Annotated in this window: 24 protein-coding genes; 12 read left to right on the top strand and 12 right to left on the bottom strand. The window is 65.2% G+C overall.

Annotated elements, in window-relative coordinates; all coding sequences use genetic code 11:
• The first annotated feature begins 8 nt into the window (after positions 1 to 8).
• From ACVIHF_RS39430 to ACVIHF_RS39440, 3 genes are all read left to right on the top strand, one after another.
• Complete coding sequence (locus ACVIHF_RS39430) at positions 9 to 797, top strand: 3-hydroxybutyrate dehydrogenase (protein WP_137476689.1); 789 nt, start codon at positions 9 to 11, stop codon at positions 795 to 797.
• A 202-nt stretch (positions 798 to 999) separates the two neighbouring features.
• Entirely contained in the window at positions 1,000 to 2,391 is a 1,392-nt protein-coding gene (locus ACVIHF_RS39435; protein WP_456793615.1) for an FAD-binding oxidoreductase, read from the top strand.
• Positions 2,392 to 2,415: 24 nt separating this feature from the next.
• Positions 2,416 to 3,597, top strand: coding sequence for an MFS transporter (locus ACVIHF_RS39440; RefSeq protein WP_456793616.1), 1,182 nt, complete (start codon positions 2,416 to 2,418; stop codon positions 3,595 to 3,597).
• 83 nt (positions 3,598 to 3,680) lie between these two features.
• Here the strand turns inward: ACVIHF_RS39440 and ACVIHF_RS39445 are convergent, their stop codons facing one another.
• Both ACVIHF_RS39445 and ACVIHF_RS39450 read right to left on the bottom strand, forming a co-directional pair.
• Positions 3,681 to 5,072 carry an oligosaccharide flippase family protein gene (locus ACVIHF_RS39445; protein WP_456793617.1) on the bottom strand — a complete coding sequence of 464 codons (1,392 nt, stop codon included), beginning with the start codon at positions 5,070 to 5,072 and terminating at the stop codon, positions 3,681 to 3,683.
• A gap of 181 nt (positions 5,073 to 5,253) precedes the next feature.
• Positions 5,254 to 6,093: a protein-disulfide reductase DsbD domain-containing protein gene (locus ACVIHF_RS39450; protein ID WP_456793618.1), complete on the bottom strand. Its 840-nt coding sequence runs from the start codon at positions 6,091 to 6,093 to the stop codon at positions 5,254 to 5,256.
• 136 nt (positions 6,094 to 6,229) lie between these two features.
• Here ACVIHF_RS39450 and ACVIHF_RS39455 point away from each other — a divergent pair, with 136 nt between their 5' ends.
• Positions 6,230 to 6,889 (top strand): YqgE/AlgH family protein, encoded by a 660-nt coding sequence (locus ACVIHF_RS39455; protein ID WP_076824945.1) that lies wholly within the window; start codon positions 6,230 to 6,232, stop codon positions 6,887 to 6,889.
• A gap of 226 nt (positions 6,890 to 7,115) precedes the next feature.
• On the opposite strand, the gene ACVIHF_RS39460 is transcribed toward ACVIHF_RS39455, so the two are convergent.
• Together ACVIHF_RS39460 and ACVIHF_RS39465 are read right to left on the bottom strand one after the other, a co-directional pair.
• A complete protein-coding gene (locus ACVIHF_RS39460; RefSeq protein WP_229191029.1) occupies positions 7,116 to 8,003 on the bottom strand; it encodes a TauD/TfdA dioxygenase family protein in 888 nt (295 codons plus the stop codon).
• A gap of 101 nt (positions 8,004 to 8,104) precedes the next feature.
• Complete coding sequence (locus ACVIHF_RS39465; protein ID WP_456777831.1) at positions 8,105 to 8,884, bottom strand: SDR family NAD(P)-dependent oxidoreductase; 780 nt, start codon at positions 8,882 to 8,884, stop codon at positions 8,105 to 8,107.
• A gap of 181 nt (positions 8,885 to 9,065) precedes the next feature.
• Between ACVIHF_RS39465 and ACVIHF_RS39470 the strand changes: the two genes are divergently transcribed.
• A complete protein-coding gene (locus ACVIHF_RS39470) occupies positions 9,066 to 9,800 on the top strand; it encodes an SDR family NAD(P)-dependent oxidoreductase (RefSeq protein WP_456793619.1) in 735 nt (244 codons plus the stop codon).
• A gap of 59 nt (positions 9,801 to 9,859) precedes the next feature.
• Positions 9,860 to 10,237, top strand: coding sequence for a CsbD family protein (locus ACVIHF_RS39475; protein WP_050387227.1), 378 nt, complete (start codon positions 9,860 to 9,862; stop codon positions 10,235 to 10,237).
• 201 nt (positions 10,238 to 10,438) lie between these two features.
• On the opposite strand, the gene ACVIHF_RS39480 is transcribed toward ACVIHF_RS39475, so the two are convergent.
• Together ACVIHF_RS39480 and ACVIHF_RS39485 are read right to left on the bottom strand one after the other, a co-directional pair.
• Positions 10,439 to 12,148: an SGNH/GDSL hydrolase family protein gene (locus ACVIHF_RS39480; RefSeq protein WP_456793620.1), complete on the bottom strand. Its 1,710-nt coding sequence runs from the start codon at positions 12,146 to 12,148 to the stop codon at positions 10,439 to 10,441.
• Between the two features lie 319 nt (positions 12,149 to 12,467).
• Positions 12,468 to 13,847, bottom strand: a complete 1,380-nt coding sequence (locus ACVIHF_RS39485) for a lytic murein transglycosylase (RefSeq protein WP_456793621.1) — start codon at positions 13,845 to 13,847, stop codon at positions 12,468 to 12,470.
• Positions 13,848 to 14,070: 223 nt separating this feature from the next.
• Between ACVIHF_RS39485 and galU the strand changes: the two genes are divergently transcribed.
• Positions 14,071 to 14,946, top strand: coding sequence for a UTP--glucose-1-phosphate uridylyltransferase GalU (gene galU / locus ACVIHF_RS39490; protein ID WP_028334743.1), 876 nt, complete (start codon positions 14,071 to 14,073; stop codon positions 14,944 to 14,946).
• A 240-nt stretch (positions 14,947 to 15,186) separates the two neighbouring features.
• Positions 15,187 to 16,224: an IS110 family RNA-guided transposase gene (locus ACVIHF_RS39495; RefSeq protein ID WP_253605065.1), complete on the top strand. Its 1,038-nt coding sequence runs from the start codon at positions 15,187 to 15,189 to the stop codon at positions 16,222 to 16,224.
• Positions 16,225 to 16,568: 344 nt separating this feature from the next.
• Here the strand turns inward: ACVIHF_RS39495 and ACVIHF_RS39500 are convergent, their stop codons facing one another.
• Positions 16,569 to 17,525: a hydrogen peroxide-inducible genes activator gene (locus ACVIHF_RS39500; RefSeq protein WP_076825224.1), complete on the bottom strand. Its 957-nt coding sequence runs from the start codon at positions 17,523 to 17,525 to the stop codon at positions 16,569 to 16,571.
• Between the two features lie 118 nt (positions 17,526 to 17,643).
• Here ACVIHF_RS39500 and katG point away from each other — a divergent pair, with 118 nt between their 5' ends.
• Positions 17,644 to 19,809, top strand: coding sequence for a catalase/peroxidase HPI (gene katG, locus ACVIHF_RS39505; protein ID WP_456793622.1), 2,166 nt, complete (start codon positions 17,644 to 17,646; stop codon positions 19,807 to 19,809).
• 100 nt (positions 19,810 to 19,909) lie between these two features.
• On the opposite strand, the gene ACVIHF_RS39510 is transcribed toward katG, so the two are convergent.
• The 3 genes from ACVIHF_RS39510 to ACVIHF_RS39520 all read right to left on the bottom strand — a co-directional run bounded on the left by ACVIHF_RS39510 (position 19,910) and on the right by ACVIHF_RS39520 (position 21,915).
• Complete coding sequence (locus tag ACVIHF_RS39510) at positions 19,910 to 20,110, bottom strand: hypothetical protein (protein WP_057016417.1); 201 nt, start codon at positions 20,108 to 20,110, stop codon at positions 19,910 to 19,912.
• Between the two features lie 253 nt (positions 20,111 to 20,363).
• On the bottom strand, positions 20,364 to 21,383 hold the full coding sequence (locus ACVIHF_RS39515) for an aldo/keto reductase (protein WP_310882931.1): 1,020 nt from the start codon (positions 21,381 to 21,383) through the stop codon (positions 20,364 to 20,366).
• 106 nt (positions 21,384 to 21,489) lie between these two features.
• Positions 21,490 to 21,915: a PaaI family thioesterase gene (locus tag ACVIHF_RS39520; protein ID WP_016845608.1), complete on the bottom strand. Its 426-nt coding sequence runs from the start codon at positions 21,913 to 21,915 to the stop codon at positions 21,490 to 21,492.
• Between the two features lie 92 nt (positions 21,916 to 22,007).
• On the opposite strand from ACVIHF_RS39520, the gene ACVIHF_RS39525 reads away from it, so the two are divergent.
• Positions 22,008 to 22,637, top strand: coding sequence for an NUDIX hydrolase (locus tag ACVIHF_RS39525; RefSeq protein WP_310882932.1), 630 nt, complete (start codon positions 22,008 to 22,010; stop codon positions 22,635 to 22,637).
• Between the two features lie 15 nt (positions 22,638 to 22,652).
• Here the strand turns inward: ACVIHF_RS39525 and ACVIHF_RS39530 are convergent, their stop codons facing one another.
• Entirely contained in the window at positions 22,653 to 22,898 is a 246-nt protein-coding gene (locus tag ACVIHF_RS39530) for a hypothetical protein (RefSeq protein ID WP_456793623.1), read from the bottom strand.
• 118 nt (positions 22,899 to 23,016) lie between these two features.
• On the opposite strand from ACVIHF_RS39530, the gene ACVIHF_RS39535 reads away from it, so the two are divergent.
• Entirely contained in the window at positions 23,017 to 24,213 is a 1,197-nt protein-coding gene (locus tag ACVIHF_RS39535) for a hypothetical protein (protein ID WP_456793624.1), read from the top strand.
• 117 nt (positions 24,214 to 24,330) lie between these two features.
• Here the strand turns inward: ACVIHF_RS39535 and ACVIHF_RS39540 are convergent, their stop codons facing one another.
• Positions 24,331 to 24,630: a hypothetical protein gene (locus ACVIHF_RS39540; RefSeq protein ID WP_016845604.1), complete on the bottom strand. Its 300-nt coding sequence runs from the start codon at positions 24,628 to 24,630 to the stop codon at positions 24,331 to 24,333.
• A 203-nt stretch (positions 24,631 to 24,833) separates the two neighbouring features.
• Between ACVIHF_RS39540 and ACVIHF_RS39545 the strand changes: the two genes are divergently transcribed.
• Complete coding sequence (locus ACVIHF_RS39545; RefSeq protein ID WP_225645168.1) at positions 24,834 to 25,313, top strand: hypothetical protein; 480 nt, start codon at positions 24,834 to 24,836, stop codon at positions 25,311 to 25,313.
• Positions 25,314 to 25,319: the final 6 nt, after the last annotated feature.

Consider the following 25,319-nt stretch of genomic DNA (forward strand, 5'->3'; position numbering starts at 1 on the left):
GACCGATAATGGGTACGTTGACAGGCAAGACCGCCGTTGTGACCGGCTCGACCAGCGGCATCGGATTGGCGATCGCGCGCGCCTTCGCCGGTGCCGGCGCCAATATCGTTCTCAACGGCATGGGCGTTCCGGCCGATATCGAGAAGGAGCGTTCCGGCATCGAGACCGACTTCAAGGTCAAGGCCGTGCATTCGCCGGCCGACATGACCAAGCCGGCCGAGATCGCTGACATGATTGCGCTCGGCGAGAAGACCTTTGGTTCGGTCGATATCCTGGTCAACAATGCCGGCATTCAGTTCGTTGCGCCGATCGAGGAATTCCCGCCGGAGAAGTGGGAAGCGATCATCGCGATCAATCTGTCGTCCGCGTTCTACGGCATCCGCGCCGCGGTGCCCGGCATGAAGAAGCGCGGCTGGGGCCGCATCATCAACACCGCCTCGGCGCACTCGCTGGTCGCTTCGCCGTTCAAGTCGGCCTATGTCTCGGCCAAGCACGGCATTGCCGGCCTCACCAAAACGGTGGCGCTGGAGCTCGCGCAGCACAAGATCACCTGCAACTGCATCAGCCCGGGCTACGTCTGGACCCCGCTGGTCGAGCACCAGATCCCGGAGACCATGAAGGCGCGCAACATGACCAAGGAGCAGGTCATCAAGGACGTGCTGCTCGCCGCGCAGCCCACCAAGGAGTTCGTGACCTCCGACCAGGTCGCGGCGCTTGCGCTGTTCCTGTGCAGCGACGATGCCGCGCAGATCACCGGCTCCAACTACTCGATCGACGGCGGCTGGACCGCGGAGTAATTTTCCGGCGGGACTTGGCGGCCTAAGAAACAAACCGGCCCTGATTGGATCAGGGCCGGCTTTTGTTTTGAGGTTGCAAGCGTCGCCATCGCCTGGAGCCATCCCTTTTGGCGAAATTTTGCAACTTTTTCCGATCGGATTCAGGACGATTTGGCGCGCCGTGGGATGATGGCATGGGCATTCCTGGCGAGGAGTAAATCGGATGGAGCAGCGGCAGGCATATAACGAGGTGATGGGCGAACCGCATTCCGAGCTTCGGCCCAGCCCCCAGCTACGGCTCAAGGGCAAGGTGGTCCTCGCCGGGAGCGCCGGTTATGACGAGGCGCGCAAGGTCTGGAACGGCGCCGTCGACAGGCGGCCGGCCATGATCGCCTACTGCGCGGATACCCAGGATGTGGTCGAGGCGGTGACGTTCGCGAGGTCCCGCACGTTCCCGGTGGCCGTTCGCAGCGGAGGCCACAATGTCGCCGGCCTCTCGGTCTGTGACGGCGGCATGGTCATCGACCTGTCGCGGATGAAGCGCATCGATGTCGATCCGGTCAGGTGCACCGCGCGCGCGGAGGCCGGCCTCGATCTCGGCGAATTCGATCGTGCCACGCAGGCGCACGGCCTGGCGACCACCATGGGGGTCAATAGCGACACCGGCATCGCCGGGCTCACGCTTGGCGGCGGCTTCGGCAAGCTCGGGCGAAAATACGGGTTGACCTGCGACAACCTGATTGCCGCCGAGGTGGTGACAGCCGAGGGACAGGTTCTAAGGGCCAGCGCGACCGAACACCCCGACCTGCTCTGGGGCTTGAGAGGCGGCGGCGGCAATTTCGGCATCGTGACTGCGTTCGAATACCAGTTGCACGCGATCGGCACGTCGTTGCCCGTCGCGTCAACGCTCTATCCTTACGATCAGGCGCGCGAGGCCATGCAGTTCTACGATGAATTCGCCCGCAACGCTGCCGATGAGGTCAACGTCGATGCGGCCCTTGTGACGCTGCCGTCGGGCGACCGGTTCTTCAACATCTCCGGTTGTTATGTCGGCTCGCATCATGACGGTGAGCGCGCCCTTTCGCCGATCGTCAAGTTCGGCTCGCCCGTCGAGACGCGCCTCGCAACCGTTCCCTATCTCGAGATTCAGTCAGGCGGCGATGCCCTGTTTCCGCGGGGACGTCGCTATTACTGGAAGGCGCAATTCCTGCGCGAGATCGGTGCCGGCGCGATCGACGCGCTGCTCGACGCCTATGCGAGAGCCCCCAACACCTCGTCCTTGCTGGTTCTCCAGCATGTCGGCGGCGCAATTGCACGGGTTCCGGTATCGAGCTCGCCTTACGCAAACCGTGATGCGGCGTTCGACTGCTTTCCGGTCGCGATCTGGGACGATCCGGCCGGTGACGAAGCGAACATGCGTTGGGCGCGCGAGCTGTGGAGTGCCGTCAGGCCCTATTCGACCGGCGGCGTCTATGCCAACAACCTGGGGGATGAGGGCGAAGACCGCGTGCGCGACGCCTACGGCGAAAATTACGCACGCCTCGTCGCGCTCAAAAACAAATACGATCCGACGAATTTCTTCCGCCTGAACCAGAATATCAGGCCGACGGCATAGTTCACGGCATCGGAGAAAATCCAAATGCGAAGCCGCTGGACCATTCTTGCCGCTCTGTTCGTCGCTCGTGCCACCATCGCCTTTCAGTTTCAGAGCGTCGCGGCCATCGCGCCACAGCTCAGCCAGGGTCTGGGCGCGAGCCTGGCCGATATCGGCGTTCTGATCGGGCTCTACTTTGCGCCGGGCGCCTTGCTTGCCTTGCCTGGCGGCGCGATCGGCCGCCGCTATGGCGACAAGGTGGTGGTCCTTGCCGGTCTCCTGATGATGCTGGCAGGCGAACTGCTGATGACCACGTCGACGTCGTGGAGCGTGCAGATCGCGGGCCGGCTGACTGCCGGCATCGGCGGCGTGCTCCTGAACGTTCTGATGACCAAGATGGTCGCGGACTGGTTTGCCGGCCGGGAAATCGCCACCGCGATGGCCATTTTCATCAACTCATGGCCGGCCGGCATCGCAGTCGCTCTCATGCTGTTGCCGGCAATCGGAGCCACGCTCGGGCTCCATGCCGTCAATCTTGCCGTCGCCGGGGTGATCCTGATCGGTCTCGGCCTCATCGCTCTGGTTTATCGCGCGCCGGATGCGGCCGTCGCGGTTGAAGGCGAGCCTAGCAACCTGACCGCCGACACGATCTGCGCCGTGATTGCCGCCGGGCTGATCTGGTGTCTCTACAACATCGGCTTTGCGATGATCTTCAGTTTCGGTCCATCGATGCTTGTCGAGCAGGGCTGGTCCGGTGCCGCAGCCGGATCAACCATCAGTATCGTGCTCTGGCTCGCCGCCCTTTCGGTGCCGTTGGGCGGCTTCCTCGCCGATCGGACCAGGCGCGGCGAGGTCATCCTGGTCACGGGCTGCATCGCCTTCGCGCTCCTGACACTGCTTCTGTCGCGCAGCGGCACGGTGCTTCCCGTCGTCATTGCTCTTGGAATCCTCTGCGGCCTGCCTGCCGGTCCGATCATGAGCCTGCCTGCGCGCGTGCTCGAGCAGAAGACGCGGCCGATCGGAATGGGAATATTCTACACCGTCTTTTACGCCGGCATGCTGGCTGGACCTGCGATCGGAGGAAAGCTCTCCACCGCGGTCGGCTCCGCGAGCGCGGCGCTCGACTTCGGCGCCGCCATGCTCCTGGCTTGCCCGGCCGTTCTGTGGTTCTTCCGCCGTATGGTTGCCGGCCACCATTGGGAGCGGGCGGACATCAGGCGCGCCTGACAGGCGCAAGGCTGAACGCGGCCAGGCAGGTTTTCCAGTCCGGCGGCGGTCATGCCATCGCATGATGCCGCGCTGGCGGAATGCTACGGCGCCGTCCGTCGCTTCCCGAACGCCAGCACGTGCAGCCCGAGGCGCGAGCGCACGACATAGAACAAGAGGATCGTCTCGAAGGTCAGCGACAGCGAGGTCGAGGCGGCGGCGCCCATGCCGCCGTAACGCGGGACGAGGGCGATGCAGAGCCCGACATTCATCAGGAATGACACCGCATAGGCGGTCGCGCAGATGCTCTGGTGGCCGAGCATGTTCAACAGGCGCTCGACCGGCCCGATCGCCGAGCGCACCACGAGCCCGATCGCGGCAACGAACATGATGCTGTAGCCGTCGACGAATTTCGGGCCGAACAGCCACAGCAGCGGCTTGCCGAACGCCAGCAGGGCGATGGTCGCGAGCAGCGAGGGCCAGAACGTCCAGCTGATGGCGTGTGCGACATAGGCCGACAGCCGGTCCTTGTCGCCGAGCGCGTTGTATTCGGCGAAGCGGTGCGCCGTCGTCGCCGCCATCGCGTAGTGCACGAACGACACCAGCGCCAGCGTCTTCACCACGGCGAAATAGATGCCGACCTCCTCCGACGAGCGGAACTGCTGCAGCATCAGCACGTCGGTGTAGCCGAGCAGCAGATAGAAGCTCTCGACCAGCATGATCGGCAGCGAGATCGCGAACCAGCCCTTGACGTCGTAGGTCTTCTCGCCCACCCCGAGATGGGCGGTGAGGCGGCGATTGAGCACGACCATCTGGCCGATCGCCGCGATGTACACCGCGGCCGCGCTCGCGATCATCGCCGCGGTGGCGCCGAGATTGAGGCCGAGCGCCAGCGCGCCGGCGGTCAGTGCGATGATCAGCCCCTGCCGCACGATGAACTGCGGCATCAGGCCGAGCTGCATCCAGTCATGCGCGCGGGAGATGCCGTCCTGGGTGTTGGCGACGACGAAGGGCGGCAACGTCAGGCAGCCGATATAGAGCGGCAGCACCGCGTTGGGATCGATCCAGGGGGAGGCGAGGTGGATCACGCCGGCGAGCAGCAGCGCGACCATGCTGGACGTCGCCAGCACCACCCAGCGGCCGCCGGAGAGGAAGCCGCGCAGCGCCGCGAGGTCGCCGCGTGCGCGGTATTCCGGAATGATCTTCTGCGCGGAGGGCGCGATGCCGAAATCCATGGTGCTGCCGAGCAGCAGCACCCAGGTCCAGACATAGACATAGATGCCGTAGTCCGAGCCGCTCATCCAGCGCGCCAGCAGGATCTGCGCGAGATAGGCGATGCCGGCGCTGATGACGCGGATGACGAAGATCATGCCGGCGAGGCGCTTGGTGACCGACGCCTCGTTGGTGCCGCCGAGCGCGCGCGCGGCGAGCCCACGCAGGCGTGCGGCCCGGCCCGACGGCGCAGAGGTTGCGGATTGTGTCTCCATCACAGCCAAGGCGGAAAAATTCCTAAAGCGCCGCGTGGCGGCAATGGCCTCCGATCTATCAACGAAACGTTAAGATTGGGTTCGGTGACGCACCCCTTCGGGGTCGTCCCGGGGCAGTGCGAAGCACTGAACCCGGGGGCTCGAGATTCCGGGTTCGATGCGCTGCATCGCCCCGGAATGACCCTACGGCTCAATTCAAATTGATATTGAATTCGTAGCTTTTGTCGCCGCCGACCAGCGTCAGCTTCAGCGCGGCGCCGTCGGCCTTGGCGCCGGGCGGCAGGCCGTCGAGCTCGAAGGTGAAGCGCTTCACGCCCGGCGGCGCCTGCGCAACGAGCTTGGGCACCGGCAGCGCCCAGTCGGGCGTCGGCCCCTCGACGAACAGGCTGAGGTCGCGGCTCTCGGGCGCGCTGACATCGACCAGCACGTTGTTCTTGCCGTCGCGCTTGACGTCGCGGATCGAGAACGGGATGGGGTCGCCGATATTGGCGGGCTTCGGCACCGCGTTGAGCGCTTCCGAAAGCGCGGCGTCCTCGGTCGAGGCGACGCTCGCGAACGCCAGCTCGGCCTTCGCCTCCACCGGCACGCACAGCTTCTCGCACACCGCGTAGTTGATGTCGGCGCGCAGCACCAGCGGCTTGTCGGGATTCTTCGCCACGATGCGCAGCGGCAGCACCACCTGGTGCTTGTAGCCGAGCGAGGTGCCGCCGGCGCCGTCGTCGAATTGCCGCGGGGCGGGCCACATCACGGTGACCGCCTCAACGTTGTCCGACCTGGAGAAATCGAACCGCGGCGGCACACCGGAATCGCCGGGCGTCCGCCAATAGGTCTTCCAGCCGTCCTGCAATTGGAACGCAATGCCGCCAAGCAGCACCGCGCCGCTGCGCGATCCGGCGAGCAGCCGCACCGCCGAATGCGTGTCCTGTTGCCACGGCGAGGCGTCGTCGGCGCGGACCTCCGTTGCCATAGATGCGACGGAAAACAGGGCGGCAACGCCAAATGCGGCACGCAAGGGAACTATGACGATCATGAGACGTCTTTACCCGCAACTTTCGGTGCAAACCATTGAATTGCTTGTGATGCATCGCCGCACGGCGGTCGATGGTTGATTGACAGAACCGCCACCCGATATCAGGATGCCAAATCAGCAGGAAAGGCCTTTGCGGATGCGCCCTGAAGGCAAAACAGGCAAGACTCGCAAAACCGCCGCCGGCAGAAGCCCGGCCGTCGGTGCCCATGCCGCCGAAGGCGGCTATCTCGACGGCCAGATGCTGATCGCGATGCCTGTCATGAACGACCCGCGCTTCGAACGCTCCGTGATCTACATGTGTGCGCATTCCTCCGAGGGCGCGATGGGCATCATCGTCAACCGTCCCGCCGGCAGCATCGATTTCCCCGGGCTGCTGGTGCAGCTCGACATCATCGAGAAGTCGGACCAGATCCAGCTGCCCGAGAATGCCGAGATGATGAAGGTGATGAAGGGCGGGCCGGTCGACACCGGCCGCGGCTTCGTCCTGCATTCCAGCGACTTCTACATTCAGGATGCGACGCTGAACATCGACGACGGCATCTCGCTCACCGCGACCGTCGATATCCTGAAAGCGATCGCAAAGGGCGCCGGGCCGAAGCACGCGATCCTCGCGCTCGGCTATGCCGGCTGGGCGCCGGGCCAACTCGAGAACGAGATCCAGCACAATGGCTGGCTGCATTGCGACGCCGATCCGGAATTGATCTTCGGTACCGACGTCGACGAGAAATACGCGCGCGCCTTGCGCAAGATCGGCATCGAGGCCGGCATGCTGTCGAACGACGCGGGCCACGCGTAGGCCGCGCTGACGTCGTCGACGATTTGTCCACATTCACGGTGTCGTCCCTGCGAAAGCAGAGACCCATAACCACCGTATGCAATTGCGGCACCGCGCTCGGGCCACAGCGTCGTGCAACAACAGCGCCCTGTGGTTATGGTCCCGGGTCGCGCTTCGCTTGCCCAGGACGACAGCTGTGGGTTCGACTACGACAGCGGTGGTTTGGCTACGACAGCCTTCGCGACCGCTACTCCGCCGCTTCCTGCGCGACCGTCGGCTGGGTGCCGGCCACCGTGGCGCGGCGCATGTCGCGGGGCTGCGACTGGTCGTAGCGGCGGACGCGGTGCACGGTCTGGCGGTTGTCCCACATCACGAGGTCATGCACTGTCCATTTGTGCACATAGACGAATTCGGGCTGCGTCGCGTGCTCGGTCAGATCGCGCAGCAGCAGCCGCGCCTCCGGCATGCTCATGCCCCTGATGGCGCCGGCGTGAGAGGACAGATACAGCGACTTGCGGCCGTGCACCGGATGCGTGCGCACCAGGCGCTGCAGCACCGGCTTGAACATCTGCTTCTCCTCGTCGGTGTAGTCGAGGAAGCCGAGCGAGCCGCGCGAATACATCAGCGAGTGCTCGCAGATCATGTCCTCGATCTCGGCCTTGGTCTCGTCGTCGAGCGCGTCATAGGCGGCGCGCATGTCGGCGAATTCGGTGTTGCCGCCCTTCGGGTTCACCACGCGCGCCGACAGCAGCGAGAATTTCGCCGGGATCGGCCGGAACGAGCTGTCGGAATGCCACAGGCAGTTGCCGAGGTTGAACAGATGGGTGCGGTGGTCCTTCGGCAGCGGCTTGCCGTCCTTGCCGAGATTGCTGACGTCGTTCAGCCCGGAGGCGAGGCGGTAGTCCTGCTTCTTCGTCACCGTGCCGCCGCGCGCATCTTCGCGCTCGCCGAAATTCAGCGCGAACGCCATCTGCTGCTCGTCGGAGATGTCCTGGCCGTGGAACACGAGCACGGCGTATTTGTCCATGCCGGCCTCGATGTCGATCGCTTCCTGCTTCGTCAGCGGCTTGCGCAGATCGACGCCGGAAACCTCGCCGACGAAATGCTTGTGAAGCTGCCGGATCAGGACCGTCATTGGCGTATCTCCCCGTCTGTCGCGGGCGGTTTTCCCGCTTCGTTTGACGGGAAGGCTACTCGCCGCGCGCGCGCTGTCAACGCTCGCGGGCCGTGCGCGGGTCAGGCATTCCGCGCCATCAACCCGCCGTCGACCGGAATCACCGCGCCGGTCAGGAACGATGCGGCGGGCAGGCACAGGCTCAGCGTCATGTGCGCGACCTCTTCCGGATCGCCGTAACGGGCGAGCGCGGTGCGGCGCTTGGCGTAGAGCGTCTTGTGCTCCTCGGAGATGCGGTCGGTGATGGCGGTGCGGATCGGGCCCGGGCAGATGCAGTTCACGGTGATGCCTTCGCGTCCCAGCTCCACCGCGAGCGAGCGGGTCAGGCTGGTGACGCCGCCCTTGGCCGCGGAGTAGGGGCTGTGCAGCGCGGTCGCGCCGAGCGCCTCGGTCGAGGCGATGTTGACGATGCGCGGCGAGTGCGACTTGCGCAGGTATGGCAGTGCCGCGCGGATGATGCGCGGATGCGCCGTCAGCATCACCGCGATGCCCTTGGCCCAAGCGTCCTCGTACGCGGGATCGTCGATCGGCACCCGCACCGAGATGCCGGCATTGTTGACGATGATGTCGAGCCCGCCGAAATGCGTGGCGACGTCGTTGACGACTTTGGTGATGGCGTCGCGATCGCCGACGTCGAGCGTCCAGGCCTTCGCCGAGCCGCCGCTTGCTGAAATCTCCTTCGCCACCGTCTGCGTGCCTTCTTCGGTGAGGTCGGTGACCGCGACGTTGGCACCTTCATCGGCAAACACCCGCGCGGTGGCGCGGCCCATGCCGCTGGCGGCGCCGGTGACCAGAACGGTGAGGCCCTTCACCGAACGGCTGAGCTGCTTGTATTCGGACATGACGGACCCCCCGTTGATTTTCTGCGTTGTGAGAGACGGCAACGCTGGCACCGATCGCAAGATACGTCAAACCACTGATTCCATATCGGCATGCGCGCAGCGCGTTAACGCAAGTTTCCTGGTTGGCTTTCCGAAAAGGATCATGCTCAATCAAGACAACAGCACGAGAGAGGAACGCGCGATGAACGAGCTCGATTTCGGCGGCAAGCAGATATTGGTGGTCGGCGGCTCCAGCGGCATCGGCAACGGCATCGCGCAGGCGTTCCGCGCCAGGGGCGCGCGCGTCTCGATCTGCGGCACCCGTGCGCAGGCGAGCGACTATTCCACCGAAGAGGGCTCGCATCTCGAGGGCCTCGCCTACGCGCAGCTCGATGTCAGCAACCCGCAGGCGATCGAGGCCTTCAGGCCGTCGTTCGATCGGCTCGATGTGCTGGTGCTGGCGCAGGGCGCGGTGATTTACCGCCGCGGGGAATTCGAGATGGAGGGTTTTCGCAAGGTGCTCGAGGTCAACCTGATGAGCCTGATGGCCTGCGCGACCAAATTCCAGCCGATGCTGAGCGCGAGCAAAGGCTCGCTGATCATCGTGAGCTCGACCGCGGCCTATCATTCCACCATGGGCAATCCGGCCTACAACGCCTCGAAGACCGGCGCCGTCGGACTGACGCGCACGCTCGGCGAGGCCTGGGCGGAGAACGGCATCCGCGTCAACGGCATCGCGCCTGGCCTCGTCGACACCAAGATGACCAAGGCGACGACGGCCAATCCGAAGCGTCTCGAAGGCGCGCTCGAGCGCATTCCGCTGAAGCGTCTCGGCACGCCCGCCGACATGGCCGGAGCCGCGCTGTTCCTGGCCTCGCCGCTCGCCTCCTACATCGTCGGCCAGACCATTGTCGTCGACGGCGGCCTGATCCTGTAACCGCAGGAACCTGCGCGCCGTTTCCCGGTTAGCTCCCGGACAGATCAGGGAGCGTGACGATGGACAAGGATCGGATTTTCGGAACGGCGAAGGAGTTCGCGGGCAAGGCCGAAGGTGCTGTCGGCGACGCGACCGGCGATGCGCAGACCCAGGCCTCGGGCCGCGCGCGCGAAGCCGCGGGCTCGGTGCAGGATCTTTACGGCCAGGCCAAGGACGCCGCGCGCGACGCCGCCGACACCGCGGTCAACTACGCCAAGGATGCCTATGAGCATCGCGGCGAGACCGTTCGCAGCGGACAGAAGGCGATGGCGCATGCGGTGCAGGAGAACCCGCTTGGATCGCTGCTGATCGCCGGCGGCATCGGCTTTGCGCTCGCGCTCTTGATGACGCGCCAGCCGCGCCGCCCGCCGCCGTCGCGCTGGCGCTATTACGGTTGACCATCTCGCCCACCGTCATTGCGAGGAGCTCGCGACAAAATTGCAAAGCAATTTTGCGCTGAAGCGACGAAGCAATCCAGCCGTCCGCGCGTGCGGATCGATGGATTGCTTCGCGGAGCCTGTCATCGGGCGCGCGTTCGCGCGACCCGTTGGCTCGCAATGACGTGGATGTAGCGTCAATTCTATCGGAAGACGCGCGGCCTACTGCCACGGACTCCCCGGCACCGCCGCCCGCTGTCCGACACCGCGCGGCGGGCGCGGCGGCGGAGCGACCAGCGGGCGCTGCTGCGGCGCGCCGAACCCGAACAGATCGCGCAGCCAGGGCTGTGTCTGCGGCTGCTGTTGTTGCGGCTGGGCCTGGGTCTGGGCCGGACGGAACACACGTCTTGGCGGCTTCGGCGCAGTGATGATCGAGCCGTCGGGCGCGATCGCCGTGGTCGAGGGCGGCGGATTGGCCGGTCCGCCCGCCGGCGCGGCCGGCGTGGTCGCGGCAACCGGCACATCGCCCTTGGCTTGCTCGCGGCCCATCTCGCGGCGCGGCCAGACGAAATCATCGGCGCGGCCGGCGGGTGGCGCCAGTGCCTCACCCTTCACCAGCGTGCGCGCGGCGAGCGCATCGACCGCGGCGGGCCGTGAGCCCGGTCCGCCGAGCAACTGATCGGTGCCGACCGTGGAGGCGACCAGCGGCAGCACCGGGCCCGCCAGCGGCCGCGGCGCGGGCTTGCCGGGCTCGGCGCTGGTATCCGGCGTCGCCGGTTCGCTGGGCAGCGCGATCGGCCCGGAGCGCACCGCGAGCAGGCGCGTCACCTCGCGCTCGACATAATGCGCGAGCTTGCGCGCGCCGGCCTTGGTGAAGAACACGCCGTCATCGGTACGCAGCTTGCGGGGCTGGCCTTCGAAGTCCGGGCCCTTCTGCATGAAGCGGCCGGCCTCGTCGACAAAGCCGTCCCAGACGTCGACATAGGTGATGCCGGCCTTGCCGGCGCCGTCGCGATAGAGCGCGTCGAGGAACAGCATGTCCGACGTGCCCTTCTGGCCGCGGATCGCGGGCAGGCCGACCCACAGCACCGGCACGCCCTTGCTCTTCAGCACGTTGATCAACTCCTCGATCTTCTTGCCGTAGAGCTCGACCCAGCGGTCGTCGCGGAATTCATAGAGGCCGTTCGGCGAACGCGCAGTCTTTTCCGGCGCGGCCTGCGAGTCATTGTCGGCGTCGTCGGCCGGCGGCTCGGCCTCGACCGGCTTGCCATCAGTTTTGGCGGCGGCATCGGGCTTGTCGCCCGGCTTGGCTTCGGGCTTGCCGCGCGCGTCCTTTTTCTCGTCCTTCTTGTCGACCTTCTTCTCCACGACAGATTCTCGGATCGCGGTGCGGTCGTTGAGGCCGAGCATCACGACGATGGCGTCGGGGTTCTCGGTGGCGAGAATGCCCTTCGCGGCCGCGGCCCAATCCGCCGGATCGCCCTTGGGCTGATAGCGGATCAGGCCGGAGACCGTCTTGTGCTTGCGGATCACGCCCATGTCGGGCTGGTCGGAATAGGCATCTTCCAGGCCATAGCCGAGCCAGTCGGCCATGGCGTCGCCGATGACGAGCACGTTGCGCTCGGCGGCCGCCTCGCGCTTGGCCGGTGCCGGAGCGCGCGAGAAATCCTCGCGCGGCCGCTGCGGCTGCGATGATTGCGGTTGCTGCTGCTGGAACGGCGCGAAGAAATCGCCGCCGAACCAGCCGCCACCACCGTGCTGCGGCGGAGCGCGGCGCTGTGGTTGCGGCGGTCCGCCGCCGAAGCCGGGGAAGCCGAAGAATTGCGCCGAGGCGGGCTGGGCGATGCCGATCAACAGCGCAAGCGCCACCGTCAGCGCGACCAGCGGACCGGCTTCGGTGAATACGCGCAAAAAGGACTTTGGCTCTCGCATCGCGTTCGGTCGCAAATGATCTGGAAGTACGTGAGCATACTAGCGGAATCGGGCCGCAAGCGGGCAGCTTTTCCACCATAAATCGGGTGCCGCCGGCCGCCGTCAAGGCAGGCGGCAAATATCGGATTTCACGGTTACTTTCGGGGTGGAGGGCCTGAGTATGGCCGCATCGGAACTGCGCCCCCTCTCCCGCTTGCGGGGGGAGGGAGAGCCGTAGCCCGGATGGAGCGAAGCGTAATCCGGGACCAGACCAGCCGCACGGCGAGAACCCCGGCTTTCGCTGCGCTGCATCCGGGCGGGGCAGCCTCCGGCTTCAGCCCTACCGCCCGCGCAGCCGCTCCAGCACCTCGGCGGTGGCAAAACCGTCGGCCGGTGCCCCGATCGACACCTGGAAGCCGCGCAGCGCCTCGCGGGTCTGGCCGCCGAACTGGCCGTCGGGCGTGCCCTTGTAGAAGCCGCGCTGGGCGAGCAGCTGCTGCAGTTCCAGCCGCTCGGCGCGCGACAGCACCCGCTCCTGCCGCGGCCAGGGCTGCGCGAAGGGCTGGCCGCCGCGCAGGCGGTCGGCGAAATGGCCGATGGCGAGCGCGTAGGCCTCGGCCGGGTTGTACTTCATGATCACCCGGAAATTCTGCAGCATCAGGAAGCCCGGCCCCTCGGCGCCGGCCGGCGCCAGCAGATAGGCCTTGTCGGACGACCGCGGGAACGGCTGGCCGTTCGGCCGCTTGAGGCCGAGATGCTCCCATTGCGACAGCGGCATGGCCTTGGCGCGGTCGGCCAGCATGTAATTGAGGCCTTGCGGCAGCACGACCTCGTAGCCCCAGCTCGCGCCGGTCTGCCAGCCGTCCTTCTTCAGATTGTTGGCGGTCGAGGCGATCAGGTCGCTCGGATTGTCGACGACGTCGCGGCGGCCGTCGCCGTCGCCATCGACGGCATAGCGCTTGAACGCGGTCGGCATGAACTGGGTCGGGCCGAAGGCGCCGGCCCAGGAGCCGCGCATCTGCTCGGGCCTGAGGTCGCCGCGGTTGAGGATTTCCAGCGCCGACAGGAACTCGTCCTTGAAATAGGCCTGACGGCGGCCGATGCAGGCGAGCGTCGCGGTCGACTGCACCACATTGCGATCGCCCATCTGGGTCGAGTAGTTCGACTCGATGCCCCAGATCGCCGCGATGATGTAGCGGTCGACGCCATAGGCCTTCTCGGTGGCGTCGAACTGCGGTTTGTATTTCGCAAGGATCTCGCGGCCCTTGGCGAGCCTGGTGTCGCTGACCAGGATGTCGAGATAATCCCAGATCGCCTTGGTGAACTCCGGCTGCGAATCCATCAGATCCATGATGCGCAGATCGGGCGTCAGGCCGGCGGTGAAGCGCTCGAAATTCTCTTGGGTGATGTTGCGCCGTGCGGCATCTGGCCACATCGCTGCGACGCAGTTCGGGAAGTCCGACGCGGCCTGGCGGATCGCCGCTGCGGTCATCAGCGGATGGCCGGAGGCGCCGTCTTCACCGCTCCACGGCGGTGCCGCGCCGTCCTGTCCGGTTGCGGCCTGCGGCGGCGTCGCGTTCGGTCCGGAAAAGATGTTGTCGATCAGGTTGGTCAGGCCGTTGCCCGCCGACTGGGCTTGCGTGCTGCCGGGCAGCAGCAGGGCCAGCGCGATCAGGCTCGCGCCGAAAAGCTTGGTCCTTGATGTTCCCAACGCGCGCATTTGTCGTGTGCCTGTCAAAATCGTGCTGTTCCAGAAGGCCCCGGCACGGTTTCCAATAACTTAACAAGGGCGAGATTTTGTTGCGACCCGCATTGGCTGACGGGAACGGCGGAATTAAGCCGCACCACACATCCGCCTTTGTTGGCGGCTGCAAAACGGGGTACCAAAGGCATGATTCATTTCGTGCCGCCGTCCCACCCATTTCAAGGCTTCCGATAATCCCATGAAGATCCGCAAAGCCGTATTCCCCGTCGCCGGTCTCGGTACCCGCGTGCTGCCCGCCACCAAGGCGATGCCGAAGGAGATGCTGACGATCGTCGACAAGCCCCTGATCCAGTACGTGGTCGACGAGGCCCGGGAAGCCGGCATCGAGCATTTCGTGTTCGTCACCGGCCGCAACAAGGGTGTCATCGAGGATCACTTCGACCGCATGTTCGAGCTCGACACCACGCTGGCGCAGCGCGGCAAGAAGACCGAGCAGGATATCCTGGCGCAGAACCAGCCGGAGGCCGGCGCGATGAGCTTCACCCGGCAGCAGGCGCCGCTCGGGCTCGGCCACGCGGTGTGGTGCGCACGCGATATCATCGGCAACGAGCCGTTCGCGGTGGTGCTGCCGGACGAGTTGGTGCTGAACACGCCGGGCTGCCTCAAGCAGATGATCGACGCCGCGAGCAGGCTTGGTGACAAGTCGAACCTGATCGCGGTCGAGGCGGTGCCCGACGAACTCACCCATCAATACGGCATCTGCAGCGTCGGCAAACGCACCGGCAACATCTTCGAGGTCGACCGCATGGTCGAGAAGCCGCCGCAGGGCACCGCGCCGTCCAACCTGTCGATCACCGGCCGCTACATCCTGCAGCCGGAGATCTTCAACATCCTGGCCACGCAGGAGCGCGGCGCCGGCGGCGAGATCCAGCTCACCGATGCGATGATCGGGCTTGCGAAGACGCAGAAGTTCTACGGCGTCGAGTTCGAGGGCGAGCGCCACGATTGCGGCTCCAAGCCCGGCTTCCTCCGCGCCAACATCGCCTTCGGCCTCAAGCGCCCCGAACTGCGCGACGGCCTGATCGCCGAGATGAAGAAGTACCTGGAGAAGTAGGGGCCGCCTCATCTTGTCATTCGCCGCGAGAATGCGGACGTATGATTCGCAGACCGCGCAACATATTCGATGTCGTCATGGCGAAAACCAGGACCCATTACCCTGACCATCAGTTGTTGAGCGAAGCTGGAGCCACTATCCCGCTCCCAATCAAATTCGGTGGCTGATGGTGTGGACGGCCCCCTACGGCATCAGTGTGCCAGAATGAGGTTGTCTAGATCTCATACAAGGGAGCCGTCCGTGAACCAGATTATCCGCATTGGGATTGATACGTCGAAGTATATTTTTGTGCTGCATGGGGTTGATGCGGCGGAGCAGGTGGTGCTGCGCAAGAAGCTGTCGCGCAAACAAGTGCTGGAGTTCTTCGCCAAATTGCCGCCGACTGTGATCGGGATGGAGGCCTGCGGGGCTTCGCAACATTGGGCGCGTCAGCTTTCCAAGCTCGGTCACGAGGTGAAGCTGATGGCACCGCAATTGGTCAAACCCTACGTGATGCGGAACAAGAATGACGGGCGGGATGCAGAAGGCCTGTGTGAAGCGATGAGCCGGCCGAGCATGCGCTTCGTGCCGGTGAAGACGGCCGAGCAGCAGGCCGCGCTGATGCTGATGGGTGTCCGCGACGGATTGATCGTCCGGCGCACCCAGCTGACCAATACGATACGCGGCCACGCGGCGGAGTATGGCCTGATCGCCCCCAAGGGACTGGACGCGATCGAACCCCTGCTGGTGCGGATTGCGCAGGACGAGACGCTTCCGGTTCTGGCGCGCGAGCTGTTTGTGGTGCTGGGCCGGGAGCGCGTCAGGCTCGAGGGTGAGTTGGAGGCGGTTGAGGCCAAGCTGATGGCCTGGCACCGCGCCGATGCCACGGGCCGGCGCTTGGCTCAGATCCCCTCGGTCGGTCCGATCGTTGCAACCGCGCTGGTGATGAAGACACCTGATCCGCGCACGTTCCGTTCTGGTCGTCATTTTGCGGCCTGGCTGGGATTGACACCCAAGGACCACTCCACCGCTGGCAAGACCAGGCTTGGCAAGATCACGCGGGCTGGCGATGAGAACTTGCGCCGTCTGCTGGTGGTCGGGGCCACAGCGGTGATCCAGCAGGCCAGGCGGGGACGCGGTCATCACTCGCGCTGGCTGCTGGCCCTGATCAAGCGCAAGCCGCCGAAGCTTGCGGCCGTGGCGCTCGCCAACAAAGTGGCCCGTATCGCCTGGAAGCTGATGGCAACGGGCGAGAGTTACGAGGCGGCACGGATGAATCCCATGACAGCCGCCGCCTAATCGATTAGCCGGCGGGCTCGCTCGCCGGCCGACCGGAGCTGCAAGAGCAGATGGAGCGATCGATCGAGCAACGATGCGAGACAGTCCGCAGGACCCATCGGCCGCCAACAGGCCGCGTGGTTGTTTGGAACTCGCATCGCGCAAACCATCTTGGCCAGCGATCCATTCGATCGCACCCAACAGGCCGGACATATGGATGCAAGCGATCCGATCTCACCAAACAGCTCTTGTGCCACGGGGGCCGTCCACATATGGGTCCTGGCTTTCGCCAGGACGACGGTTGTGGGGGTGGCGAGACGTGTGCGTCAAACGAGAATTACATCTTCGCCGCAGCGTCTCGGCAATCACGCCACCTTCCTTCGTCCCGCGCGTTTCGCCGGCTCCTTGGCGCCGTCCTGCTTCGGCGCGCGCAGGGCGCGGGCGGCGAGGCTGACGACTTCGGAGATCTGCTGGAGCTGTGCGGCAAGCGGAGAGGTCTTGCGCCAGACCATGCCGATGGTGCGCGAGGGCTGCGGGTGCTTGAAGCGCGAGACCGTGACCGGCGCCGAGCGCGTCTCCACCGTCACCGCCATCTCGGGGATCAGGGTGACGCCGATGCCGGCGCCGACCATCTGCACCAGCGTCGACAGCGAGCTCGCGTCCAGCACCTCGCGCGGCGGCGAGGACTGCATGTTGCAGAACGACAGCGCCTGGTCGCGGAAGCAGTGACCCTCCTCGAGCAGCAAGAGCCGCATCTCGCGCAGCATCTCGGCGCTCGGCACCGGCGTCTTGGCGTCCTCGCCCGGCCGCACCAGCAGGAAGTTTTCCGAGAACAGCGCGACCTCGGTCAGCGACGGTTCCGATACCGGCAGCGCCACGATCGCGGTGTCGAGCCGCCCCTCGGCGACTTCCTTGATAAGCTTCGGCGTCAGCGTCTCGCGGACATGGATGTCGAGCTCGGGATGCAGCCGCGCCAGGTTCTCGATCACCTTCGGCAGCAGATACGGGGCGACGGTCGGGATCATGCCGACCCGCAGCCGTCCGGCAAGCTTGTCGCGCGAGGCGCGCGCGAAGTCGCCGAGTTCGTCGACCGAACGCAGGATGTCGCGCACGCGGCGCAGCAGGTCCTCGCCGAAGGTCGTCAGCGTCACCTGCCGCGCATTGCGTTCGATCAGCACGCCGCCGACCGCCTGTTCCATTTCGCGGATCTGCATCGACAGCGCCGGCTGTGACACCGCGCAGGCATCCGCGGCGCGCCCGAAATGGCGGTGGTGGGCCAGAGCATCAAAATACCTGAGTTGCCGGAGTGTGACATTTATCATCAGATAATCTTATCGGCGCGATCACTAAAGTCAATTTCCTCTGATGGATTGGGTTGCGTAGAATCGTTCTTGGAAGAGCTCCAGCGCATTCCAGAATCCATCACCTCGGAGAAGAAACATGGACGCAAAAACCGACGAAGGCGCGGGCAAATGCCCATTCACAGGCGGGCCTCGCGGGCACTCGAATCGTGACTGGTGGCCGGAGACGCTCGACGTTCAGGTGCTGCATCAGAACTCCAGCCTGTCCGATCCGATGGGCAAGGGTTTTGACTACGCCAAGGAATTCAAGAGCCTCGATCTCAACGCCGTGATCAAGGACCTCACGGCCCTGATGACGACGTCGCAAGAATGGTGGCCGGCCGACTTCGGCCATTACGGCGGCCTGATGATCCGCATGGCCTGGCACTCGGCGGGCACCTATCGCATCACCGACGGCCGCGGCGGCGCCGGCGCCGGTCAGCAGCGTTTCGCCCCGCTGAACAGCTGGCCCGACAACGCCAACCTCGACAAGGCGCGCCGGCTGCTGTGGCCGATCAAGCAGAAATACGGCCGCAAGATCTCGTGGGCCGATCTCATGGTCCTCGCCGGCAACGTCGCGCTGGAATCGATGGGTTTCAAGACGTTCGGTTTTGCGGGTGGCCGCGCCGACGTGTGGGAGCCGGAAGAGCTGTACTGGGGTCCGGAAGGCACCTGGCTTGGTGACGAGCGCTACAGCGGCGAGCGCCAGCTCTCCGAGCCGCTCGGCGCGGTGCAGATGGGCCTGATCTACGTCAACCCGGAAGGCCCGAATGGCAATCCGGATCCGGTCGCCGCCGCGAAGGACATCCGCGAGACGTTCTTCCGCATGGCGATGAACGACGAGGAGACCGTCGCGCTGATCGCCGGTGGCCACACCTTCGGCAAGACCCACGGTGCGGGCGATCCGTCGTTGATCGGTCCGGAGCCGGAAGGTGGCGCGATCGAGGAACAGGGTCTCGGCTGGAAGAGCAAGTTCGGCACCGGCGTCGGCGCTGACGCGATCACCGGCGGTCCCGAGGTCACCTGGACCCAGACCCCGACCAAGTGGAGCAACCACTTCTTCGAGAACCTGTTCAAGTACGAATGGGAGCTGACGAAGAGCCCGGCGGGTGCGAAGCAGTGGAAGGCAAAGGGCGCGGACGCCGTCATTCCGGACGCGTTCGATCCGTCGAAGAAGCATGTCCCGACCATGCTGACCACCGACCTGTCGCTCCGCTTCGATCCGGCCTATGAGAAGATCTCGCGCCGGTTCTATGAGCATCCGGATCAGTTCGCGGACGCCTTCGCCCGCGCCTGGTTCAAGCTCACGCACCGCGACATGGGTCCGATCCAGCGCTACCTCGGCCCGCTGGTGCCGAAGGAGACGCTGATCTGGCAGGATCCGGTACCGGCGCTCGATCACGCCGTGATCGACGACAAGGATATCGAGGCGCTCAAGGCGAAGATCCTCGCCTCGGGCCTGTCGGTGTCCGAACTGGTGTCGACCGCCTGGGCCTCGGCCTCCACGTTCCGCGGCTCCGACAAGCGCGGCGGTGCCAATGGTGCACGCATCCGCCTTGCGCCGCAGAAGGACTGGGATGTCAACGAGCCGGCTCAGCTCAAGACTGTGCTGTCCAAGCTCGAGGCCATCCAGAAGGAGTTCGGCAAGAAGGTCTCGCTGGCCGATCTGATCGTGCTCGGCGGCGCGGCTGCGATCGAGAAGGCGGCCAAGGACGGCGGCACCAGTGTGAAGGTCCCCTTCACGCCGGGCCGCACCGATGCGACGCAGGACCAGACCGACGTCGAGTCCTTCGCTCCGCTCGAGCCGCGGGCTGACGGCTTCCGCAACTATATCGGCGGCAAGCATCAGTTCCTGCAGCCGGAAGAGGCCTTGGTCGACCGTGCACAGCTCCTGCGGCTGACCGGACCGGAACTGACGGTCCTCGTCGGCGGCCTGCGCGTGCTCGGCGCCAATGCCAAGAAGTCGAAGCACGGCGTCTTCACCGGCAAGCCGGGGACGCTCACCAACGACTTCTTCCTCAACCTGCTCGACATGGGCACGGTGTGGACCGATGCCGGCGAGGGCGTCTATGAGGGCCGCGACCGCAAGACCAAGGCGGTGAAGTGGACCGGCACCCGCGTCGACCTGATCTTCGGCTCACACTCGCAGCTGCGGGCGTTCGCCGAGGTCTACGGCCAGTCCGACTCCAAGGAGCAGTTCGTGAAGGACTTCGTCGCGGCCTGGGCCAAGGTGATGAACGCCGACCGCTTCGACCTCGCGAAGTAAGCGGCGAGCAAACGGCAATCAGGGCAGGGCGGCGCTTCGGCGCCGCCCTGTTTCATTTGGGAGATGATGCGGAAGGATTTTCGCGGTTTGCCGATCCCGTTCAATCATGCAGCTTCATGTCGCGGATCATCTCCTCGAACTCCGCCTGCGTCGGGGTCGCCAGTGAGGCCTGCGGCGCGCTGCTCGTCGCGGTGGATACGTCGCACTGCGAGGCACCGCGCGAAGGTTCAAAGATTGCGGTCAGGCTCGCCCAGCAGACGAGGAGGGCCACGATCCAGTCCAGTACATTGGATGCCGTCATTGCAGCTCCAGCATCAGCATTTCCATGCCCTGATGCTGCAGCCGACTCGGGCTTCGCGCAATTCGGAAGCTACGAAACGTAACTTCGGCGTTGCCGAGCGGGTTATCCGTACCGAGCGAGTGCAACACACCGTCATTGCGAGGAGCGTCAGCGACGACGCAGTCCATTTCTCCGCTTGCGGCACGATGGATTGCTTCGCTCCGCTCGCAATGACGGCGGGCGGAGCGCACAAACTAAAATTGTGACGCTGCCGCTACAGCGACGATCCGCTCCGCGCGCGGCGCCCCTCGATCGGATAGGCGGGGTCGTTGAAGCCCGGCGTCGAGGGATGGCCGGTGACGACGAGGCGGTCGATCAGGGCTTCGTCCTCGGCGGTGAAGCGATAGTCGAGCGCGCGGATGTAGTCGTCCCATTGCGCTTCGGTGCGCGGCCCCGCGATCACGGCGCTGACGAACGACGAGTTCAGTACCCAGGACACCGCGAACTGCCCGGCGGTGATGCCTTTGCTCTCGGCGTGGCGCTTGATCTCCTGCGCGAGCTCGAGCGATTCCGGCCGCCACTCGGTCTGCATCATGCGCTTGTCGTTGCGCCCCGCACGCGTGTCCGCGGGTGGCGCCGCGTCGGGCGCGTATTTGCCGGTAAGCACGCCGCGCGCCAGCGGGCTATAGGGCACGATGCCGAGCCCGTAATAGGCGCAGGCCGGGAAATGCTCGACCTCCGGCATCCGGTTCATCGCATTGTAATAGGGCTGGCTCGCGACCGGGCGGTCGATGCCGAGCCGGTCGCAGATGTTGCAGATCTCGGCGACGCGCCAGGCGCGGTAGTTGGAGACGCCGAAATAGCGCACCTTGCCGGCGCGGATCAGGTCGCCCATCGCGCGCACCGTCTCGTCGAGCGGCGTCGTGTGATCTTCCTTGTGCAGATAGTAGACGTCGATGTAGTCGGTGCCGAGCCGCTTCAGGCTCTCGTCGGCGGCCTGGAACACCCAGCGACGCGACAGCCCGCCGTGGTTGGGATCGTCGCCGATCGGATTGGCGAGTTTTGTCGCGAGCACCCAGTTCGACCGGTTGTTGGAGATCGCGCGCCCCACGACCTCCTCGGACTTGCCGGCATTATAGGCGTCGGCGCTGTCGATGAAGTTGATGCCGGCCTCGCGCGCCTTCGCCACGATCCGCGCCGAGGTCGCCTCGTCGGTCGGTCCGCCGAACATCATGGTGCCGAGGCAGATCGGCGAGACCTTCAGGCCGCTACGGCCAAGCTGGCGATATTGCATCGGACTTTCCTTTCCTGCGGTCATTCCGGGGCGATGCGCAAGCATCGAGCCCGGAATCTCGAGATTCCGGGTCTGGTCCTTCGGACCATCCCGGAATGACAAAGGATCAACTCTCGTTCTTCAAAATCTTGAACACGCCGTTGGCCATCGCGATACAGCGCTTGTCGACGGTCACCTCGGCCGTGATGAAGATCAGGCTGCGGGTCGAGCGTACCACACGCGGCCGCGTCGTCAGGATCTCGCCGATCTTGCCGGCCTCGACGAAATGGGTGTCGAGCTGCACGGTCGCAAGCGTCGGCTTGCCCGAGACGAAGCGTGCGGCCATGCCGCAGGCGCGATCTGCGAACGTCATGATCACGCCGCCCTGCACGAGGCCGCGGCGATTGTGGTGCTTGTCCTCGGTGATCAGCGCGAGTTCAAGCGCTCCGTCCTTCAACCGTTCCCACAACGGGCCGATCAGCGTCAGGAATCCCGTGGTTTCGGCGATCTTCCAGCCGTCGGATTTGAGTTTGTCCGCGGCCTTGGCCGTCATGAGGTGGGGTCCGTTGCTTGCTGATGATTGATCGCAGGAGGCATGTGGTCGGAGTCATTTCATCAAACGCTGTTGTGTTGTAGTCAAGGTACATGGCCCGCACATTTGACGATGCCACCCGGCGGAATATCGCAGAGCTCTGTGCCGCATTCGCACGCCTGGCGCCGGCGGACGCCGCGCCGACGTTGAAGCGCGCGGCGGTCGCGATCGCGCTGACCGAAGGCGACGACGGCAGCGGCACGGCGTTCCTGTTGACCCGCCGCAGCGCGCGCCTGCGCGCCCACAGCGCGCAATGGGCGCTGCCGGGCGGGCGCTGCGATGCCGGCGAGACGCAGGCCGAGGCCGCGCTGCGCGAATTGCAAGAGGAGCTCGGGCTCGCGCTTGGCCCGAGCGACGTGCTCGGCATGCTCGACGATTATCCGACGCGATCCGGCTATCTGATCACGCCGGTCGTGGTCTGGGCCGGCGCGCATGCGGCGATCATCCCGAACCCGGACGAGGTCGCCTCCGTCCATCGCATCGGCCTCGATGCGGTCGAGCTGGAGGACGCGTTCAGCTTCGCCACGATCCCGGAAAGCTCGCGCCGCGTGATCCGCTTCCGCCTCGGTGGCCAGCAGATCCATGCGCCGACCGCCGCGCTGATCTATCAATTTCGCGAGGTGCTGGCCGGTCGCAGCACCCGCGTCGCTGAACTGGAGCAGCCGGTATTCGCATGGAAGTAGGCCGCAACGATGCCGCTATTTGTGATGCCGCTTGCGGGCGTTCATCTTTATTGATTTCCCCCGCGCACCAGGCGAATGCGCCGCGGCCTCGGGTTCCTGAGGCGCCCGCGACACATTCTCGTAACAGGTGAAGCGTGAACGCGTATCCGGAAACGATCCGCAGTCCGGACGCTCGGCGCGCGCCGGTGGGGCGAGCGTCAACGCGCAGGCGGCGACGAGCCAGAGTGCCATTCTCATCGCAATCTCCAGGGCTTTCTCCAAGGCTTTCCTCGGAGAACACCGCATTGTGGCGAATATTCTGCATCGATCGCGGCATCCGGCCGCTGCGATCCGGACAATTCCGGGCTGACTTCGCGGCCGTGCTTGCTACAACGAGGCCATGCGCCCGCAATTGATTCGCCTGTGCCATGGATTTGTCGCGCTCGCGCTCGCCGCCGGCGCGCCGTCCGTATTTGCCGGCGAGGCCGGTCCGCTGCCGCCTTCCGTCGCCAATGCGATGGCGCAGGCATCGCCGCAGGCGATCATGGAATATCGCCGCAAGCTGCAGGAATATCAGGAGGCGCGCGCCGCCTTCGAGCAGGACGCGAGCGCCTATTGGAACGCGATCGCCGAGAAGAGGCGCGGCCGCAATGCCAAGCGGCGCGACCGCGTTCAGATCTCGCTGGACGATTACGTCCTGCAGCAGCCGCCGGTCTATGAGGGTCCGAAGCGGCCGGTCAATCCGGCTCCGGAAGAGGAGGAAGGCAAGCCGCCGCGTCCGCCCAAGACGCTTCCGGTGGCCTCCGATCTGGTCAGGGCGGCGGCCGAGCAATTCCAGTTCACGCCGCAGCGGCCGGCCAGCGAGGTCGAGTTCAAGCGCGCCTATGCGCGCTACGCGCGCGCCGCGGGGCTGACGCCGGAACAGGCGGTGCGGGTCTATTCGTTCGAGACCGGCGGCACCGGCACTTACGACGTACAGGCGGGCATCGAGCACGGCGGCAAGCGCGCCATCTCCACCGCGATGGGCTACAACCAGCTGCTCACCACCAACACCGTCGAGCTATTGGCCGAGCAGGGCCATGAATTCGTGCGGGATCTGACCGAGCGGGTTGCGAGGACGCAGGGGCCCGCGCGCAAGGCGATGGAGCACAAGCTCGCGGTGCTGAAGAAGATGGTCGCGTTCACCCGCACCGTGCCCGACGACTGGTCGGCGCATGCGCGCCTCGCCGATACGCCGCAGGGCTGGGCGTGCCATGCCATGGTGCTCGACATCGATGTCGGCCCGATGCTGCAGACCCACAAGCTGCTGACCTCGGTGATCTTCGCCCGCAACAAGGGCTACAGCCGGCCGCTGACGGCGGCCGAGCTCGAGATGATGAACCTGACCGGCGACGGCACCGGGCTCGACATGGTGACCATGCCGCAGGCGATGCGCGAGCAGGTGCCGACCGCGAATTTCTTCCAGCGCTCCGGCTACGAGCGCAACCCGGTCGCCATCCGCCACAACACGGTGGTCAGGCTGCTTGCCGTCACCAATGAGCGGATGGATTTCAACAGCAACAAGCCGGGCGCGAAGGAATTGGCCGCGACGTTCTGACGCCTGCCGAAAACCGCTAGGGCATTTTCGGTTCTGATTGAATCAGAACCGAAGCCCTAGACTCTTCTTGACGCGTTTTCTTTACGCGAACCGGCGTCCACTTCGCTCGAAAACGCTCTAATTCGAGCCGAACTTGAACTTGCCGTCGCCCTCGAGATAGGGCCCGGAGCGCATGTAGAGCTGGCCGTTCTGGCCGATGAAGAACAGCGTCCCCTTCGGCACCTTCTTGGCGCCCTTCAGCAGCGTGCCGGCGTTGTTGGTGCCCATCTTGTAGGACCAGGTCTTGCCGTCCTTGTCATAGGCGTAGCCCATGTCGGGCTTCAGCTCCCAGGGCGCAGCCTCCTGCGCGAATGCGCAGGTCGTCAGCGCGGCAAACGCCGCAGTCGCGATGAAAGTCTTGGTCAAAAAATGCGTCATGATCCACCTCCGGCCGAGAAAACGGCGTCGTCCCCACGTTTTTGAACAAATCACGAACGATGTTCACGCGTCAATACGACAATCGGCGCGACCGCTCGCGGATCGCCGACTTTGTGATTTCCCGCATCAAGCTTGGCGACTATTTTCGCGTTACCGTTTACAAACGCTTTGATTGCCGGAAACACTACCTTGGGATGATCAGGATGAACCACGTCATGAAGATCGGAATCGGTGTCGCTCTGTCGTTCATGACGCTGGCGTCAGTCGCGCAGGCGGACGAGTTCAAGCTCTCCAACAATCAGCGGATCTCCTGCAGCCGCGGCCTGTCCGCCGGCAAGCTCAACACCGCGACCTGCAAGTCCTACGCCTATCTGTTCAACGCCAAGACCTCGGAATACTTCCGCTGCCAGGTCTCGCTGGCGCTGACGCGGGACAACAAGGAGGTCATCAACGTGCAGGCCGACGGCGGCTGTACCAAGAAGCCGCGCATCTTCGAGACCGACGGCAATTACACCTTCGACGCCACCGAGACCGAGCCGCCGAACACCAACTCGTTCTTCGGTCCCGGCGGCTATGCGATCTGGGCGAACGACGTCAACACCCAGAAGATCCGCGGCTGCATCACCATCTCGTCCGGCCTCGGCTCCGACATCTCGAAATGCCTCGACATGACGTTCCAGTGACGGCGG

This window comes from Bradyrhizobium sp. USDA 4506 (assembly GCF_054058795.1).

What these genes read in the sequence shown, in the direction of transcription:
- ACVIHF_RS39430 (WP_137476689.1), top strand. Translation starts at nt 9, where the DNA reads ATGGGTACGTTGACAGGCAAGACCGCCGTTGTGACCGGCTCGACCAGC.
- ACVIHF_RS39435 (WP_456793615.1), top strand. Translation starts at nt 1,000, where the DNA reads ATGGAGCAGCGGCAGGCATATAACGAGGTGATGGGCGAACCGCATTCC.
- ACVIHF_RS39440 (WP_456793616.1), top strand. Translation starts at nt 2,416, where the DNA reads ATGCGAAGCCGCTGGACCATTCTTGCCGCTCTGTTCGTCGCTCGTGCC.
- ACVIHF_RS39450 (WP_456793618.1), bottom strand. Translation starts at nt 6,093, where the DNA reads ATGATCGTCATAGTTCCCTTGCGTGCCGCATTTGGCGTTGCCGCCCTG.
- ACVIHF_RS39455 (WP_076824945.1), top strand. Translation starts at nt 6,230, where the DNA reads ATGCGCCCTGAAGGCAAAACAGGCAAGACTCGCAAAACCGCCGCCGGC.
- ACVIHF_RS39460 (WP_229191029.1), bottom strand. Translation starts at nt 8,003, where the DNA reads ATGACGGTCCTGATCCGGCAGCTTCACAAGCATTTCGTCGGCGAGGTT.
- ACVIHF_RS39465 (WP_456777831.1), bottom strand. Translation starts at nt 8,884, where the DNA reads ATGTCCGAATACAAGCAGCTCAGCCGTTCGGTGAAGGGCCTCACCGTT.
- ACVIHF_RS39470 (WP_456793619.1), top strand. Translation starts at nt 9,066, where the DNA reads ATGAACGAGCTCGATTTCGGCGGCAAGCAGATATTGGTGGTCGGCGGC.
- ACVIHF_RS39475 (WP_050387227.1), top strand. Translation starts at nt 9,860, where the DNA reads ATGGACAAGGATCGGATTTTCGGAACGGCGAAGGAGTTCGCGGGCAAG.
- ACVIHF_RS39480 (WP_456793620.1), bottom strand. Translation starts at nt 12,148, where the DNA reads ATGCGAGAGCCAAAGTCCTTTTTGCGCGTATTCACCGAAGCCGGTCCG.
- ACVIHF_RS39485 (WP_456793621.1), bottom strand. Translation starts at nt 13,847, where the DNA reads ATGCGCGCGTTGGGAACATCAAGGACCAAGCTTTTCGGCGCGAGCCTG.
- galU (WP_028334743.1), top strand. Translation starts at nt 14,071, where the DNA reads ATGAAGATCCGCAAAGCCGTATTCCCCGTCGCCGGTCTCGGTACCCGC.
- ACVIHF_RS39500 (WP_076825224.1), bottom strand. Translation starts at nt 17,525, where the DNA reads ATGATAAATGTCACACTCCGGCAACTCAGGTATTTTGATGCTCTGGCC.
- katG (WP_456793622.1), top strand. Translation starts at nt 17,644, where the DNA reads ATGGACGCAAAAACCGACGAAGGCGCGGGCAAATGCCCATTCACAGGC.
- ACVIHF_RS39510 (WP_057016417.1), bottom strand. Translation starts at nt 20,110, where the DNA reads ATGACGGCATCCAATGTACTGGACTGGATCGTGGCCCTCCTCGTCTGC.
- ACVIHF_RS39515 (WP_310882931.1), bottom strand. Translation starts at nt 21,383, where the DNA reads ATGCAATATCGCCAGCTTGGCCGTAGCGGCCTGAAGGTCTCGCCGATC.
- ACVIHF_RS39520 (WP_016845608.1), bottom strand. Translation starts at nt 21,915, where the DNA reads ATGACGGCCAAGGCCGCGGACAAACTCAAATCCGACGGCTGGAAGATC.
- ACVIHF_RS39525 (WP_310882932.1), top strand. Translation starts at nt 22,008, where the DNA reads ATGGCCCGCACATTTGACGATGCCACCCGGCGGAATATCGCAGAGCTC.
- ACVIHF_RS39535 (WP_456793624.1), top strand. Translation starts at nt 23,017, where the DNA reads ATGCGCCCGCAATTGATTCGCCTGTGCCATGGATTTGTCGCGCTCGCG.
- ACVIHF_RS39540 (WP_016845604.1), bottom strand. Translation starts at nt 24,630, where the DNA reads ATGACGCATTTTTTGACCAAGACTTTCATCGCGACTGCGGCGTTTGCC.
- ACVIHF_RS39545 (WP_225645168.1), top strand. Translation starts at nt 24,834, where the DNA reads ATGAACCACGTCATGAAGATCGGAATCGGTGTCGCTCTGTCGTTCATG.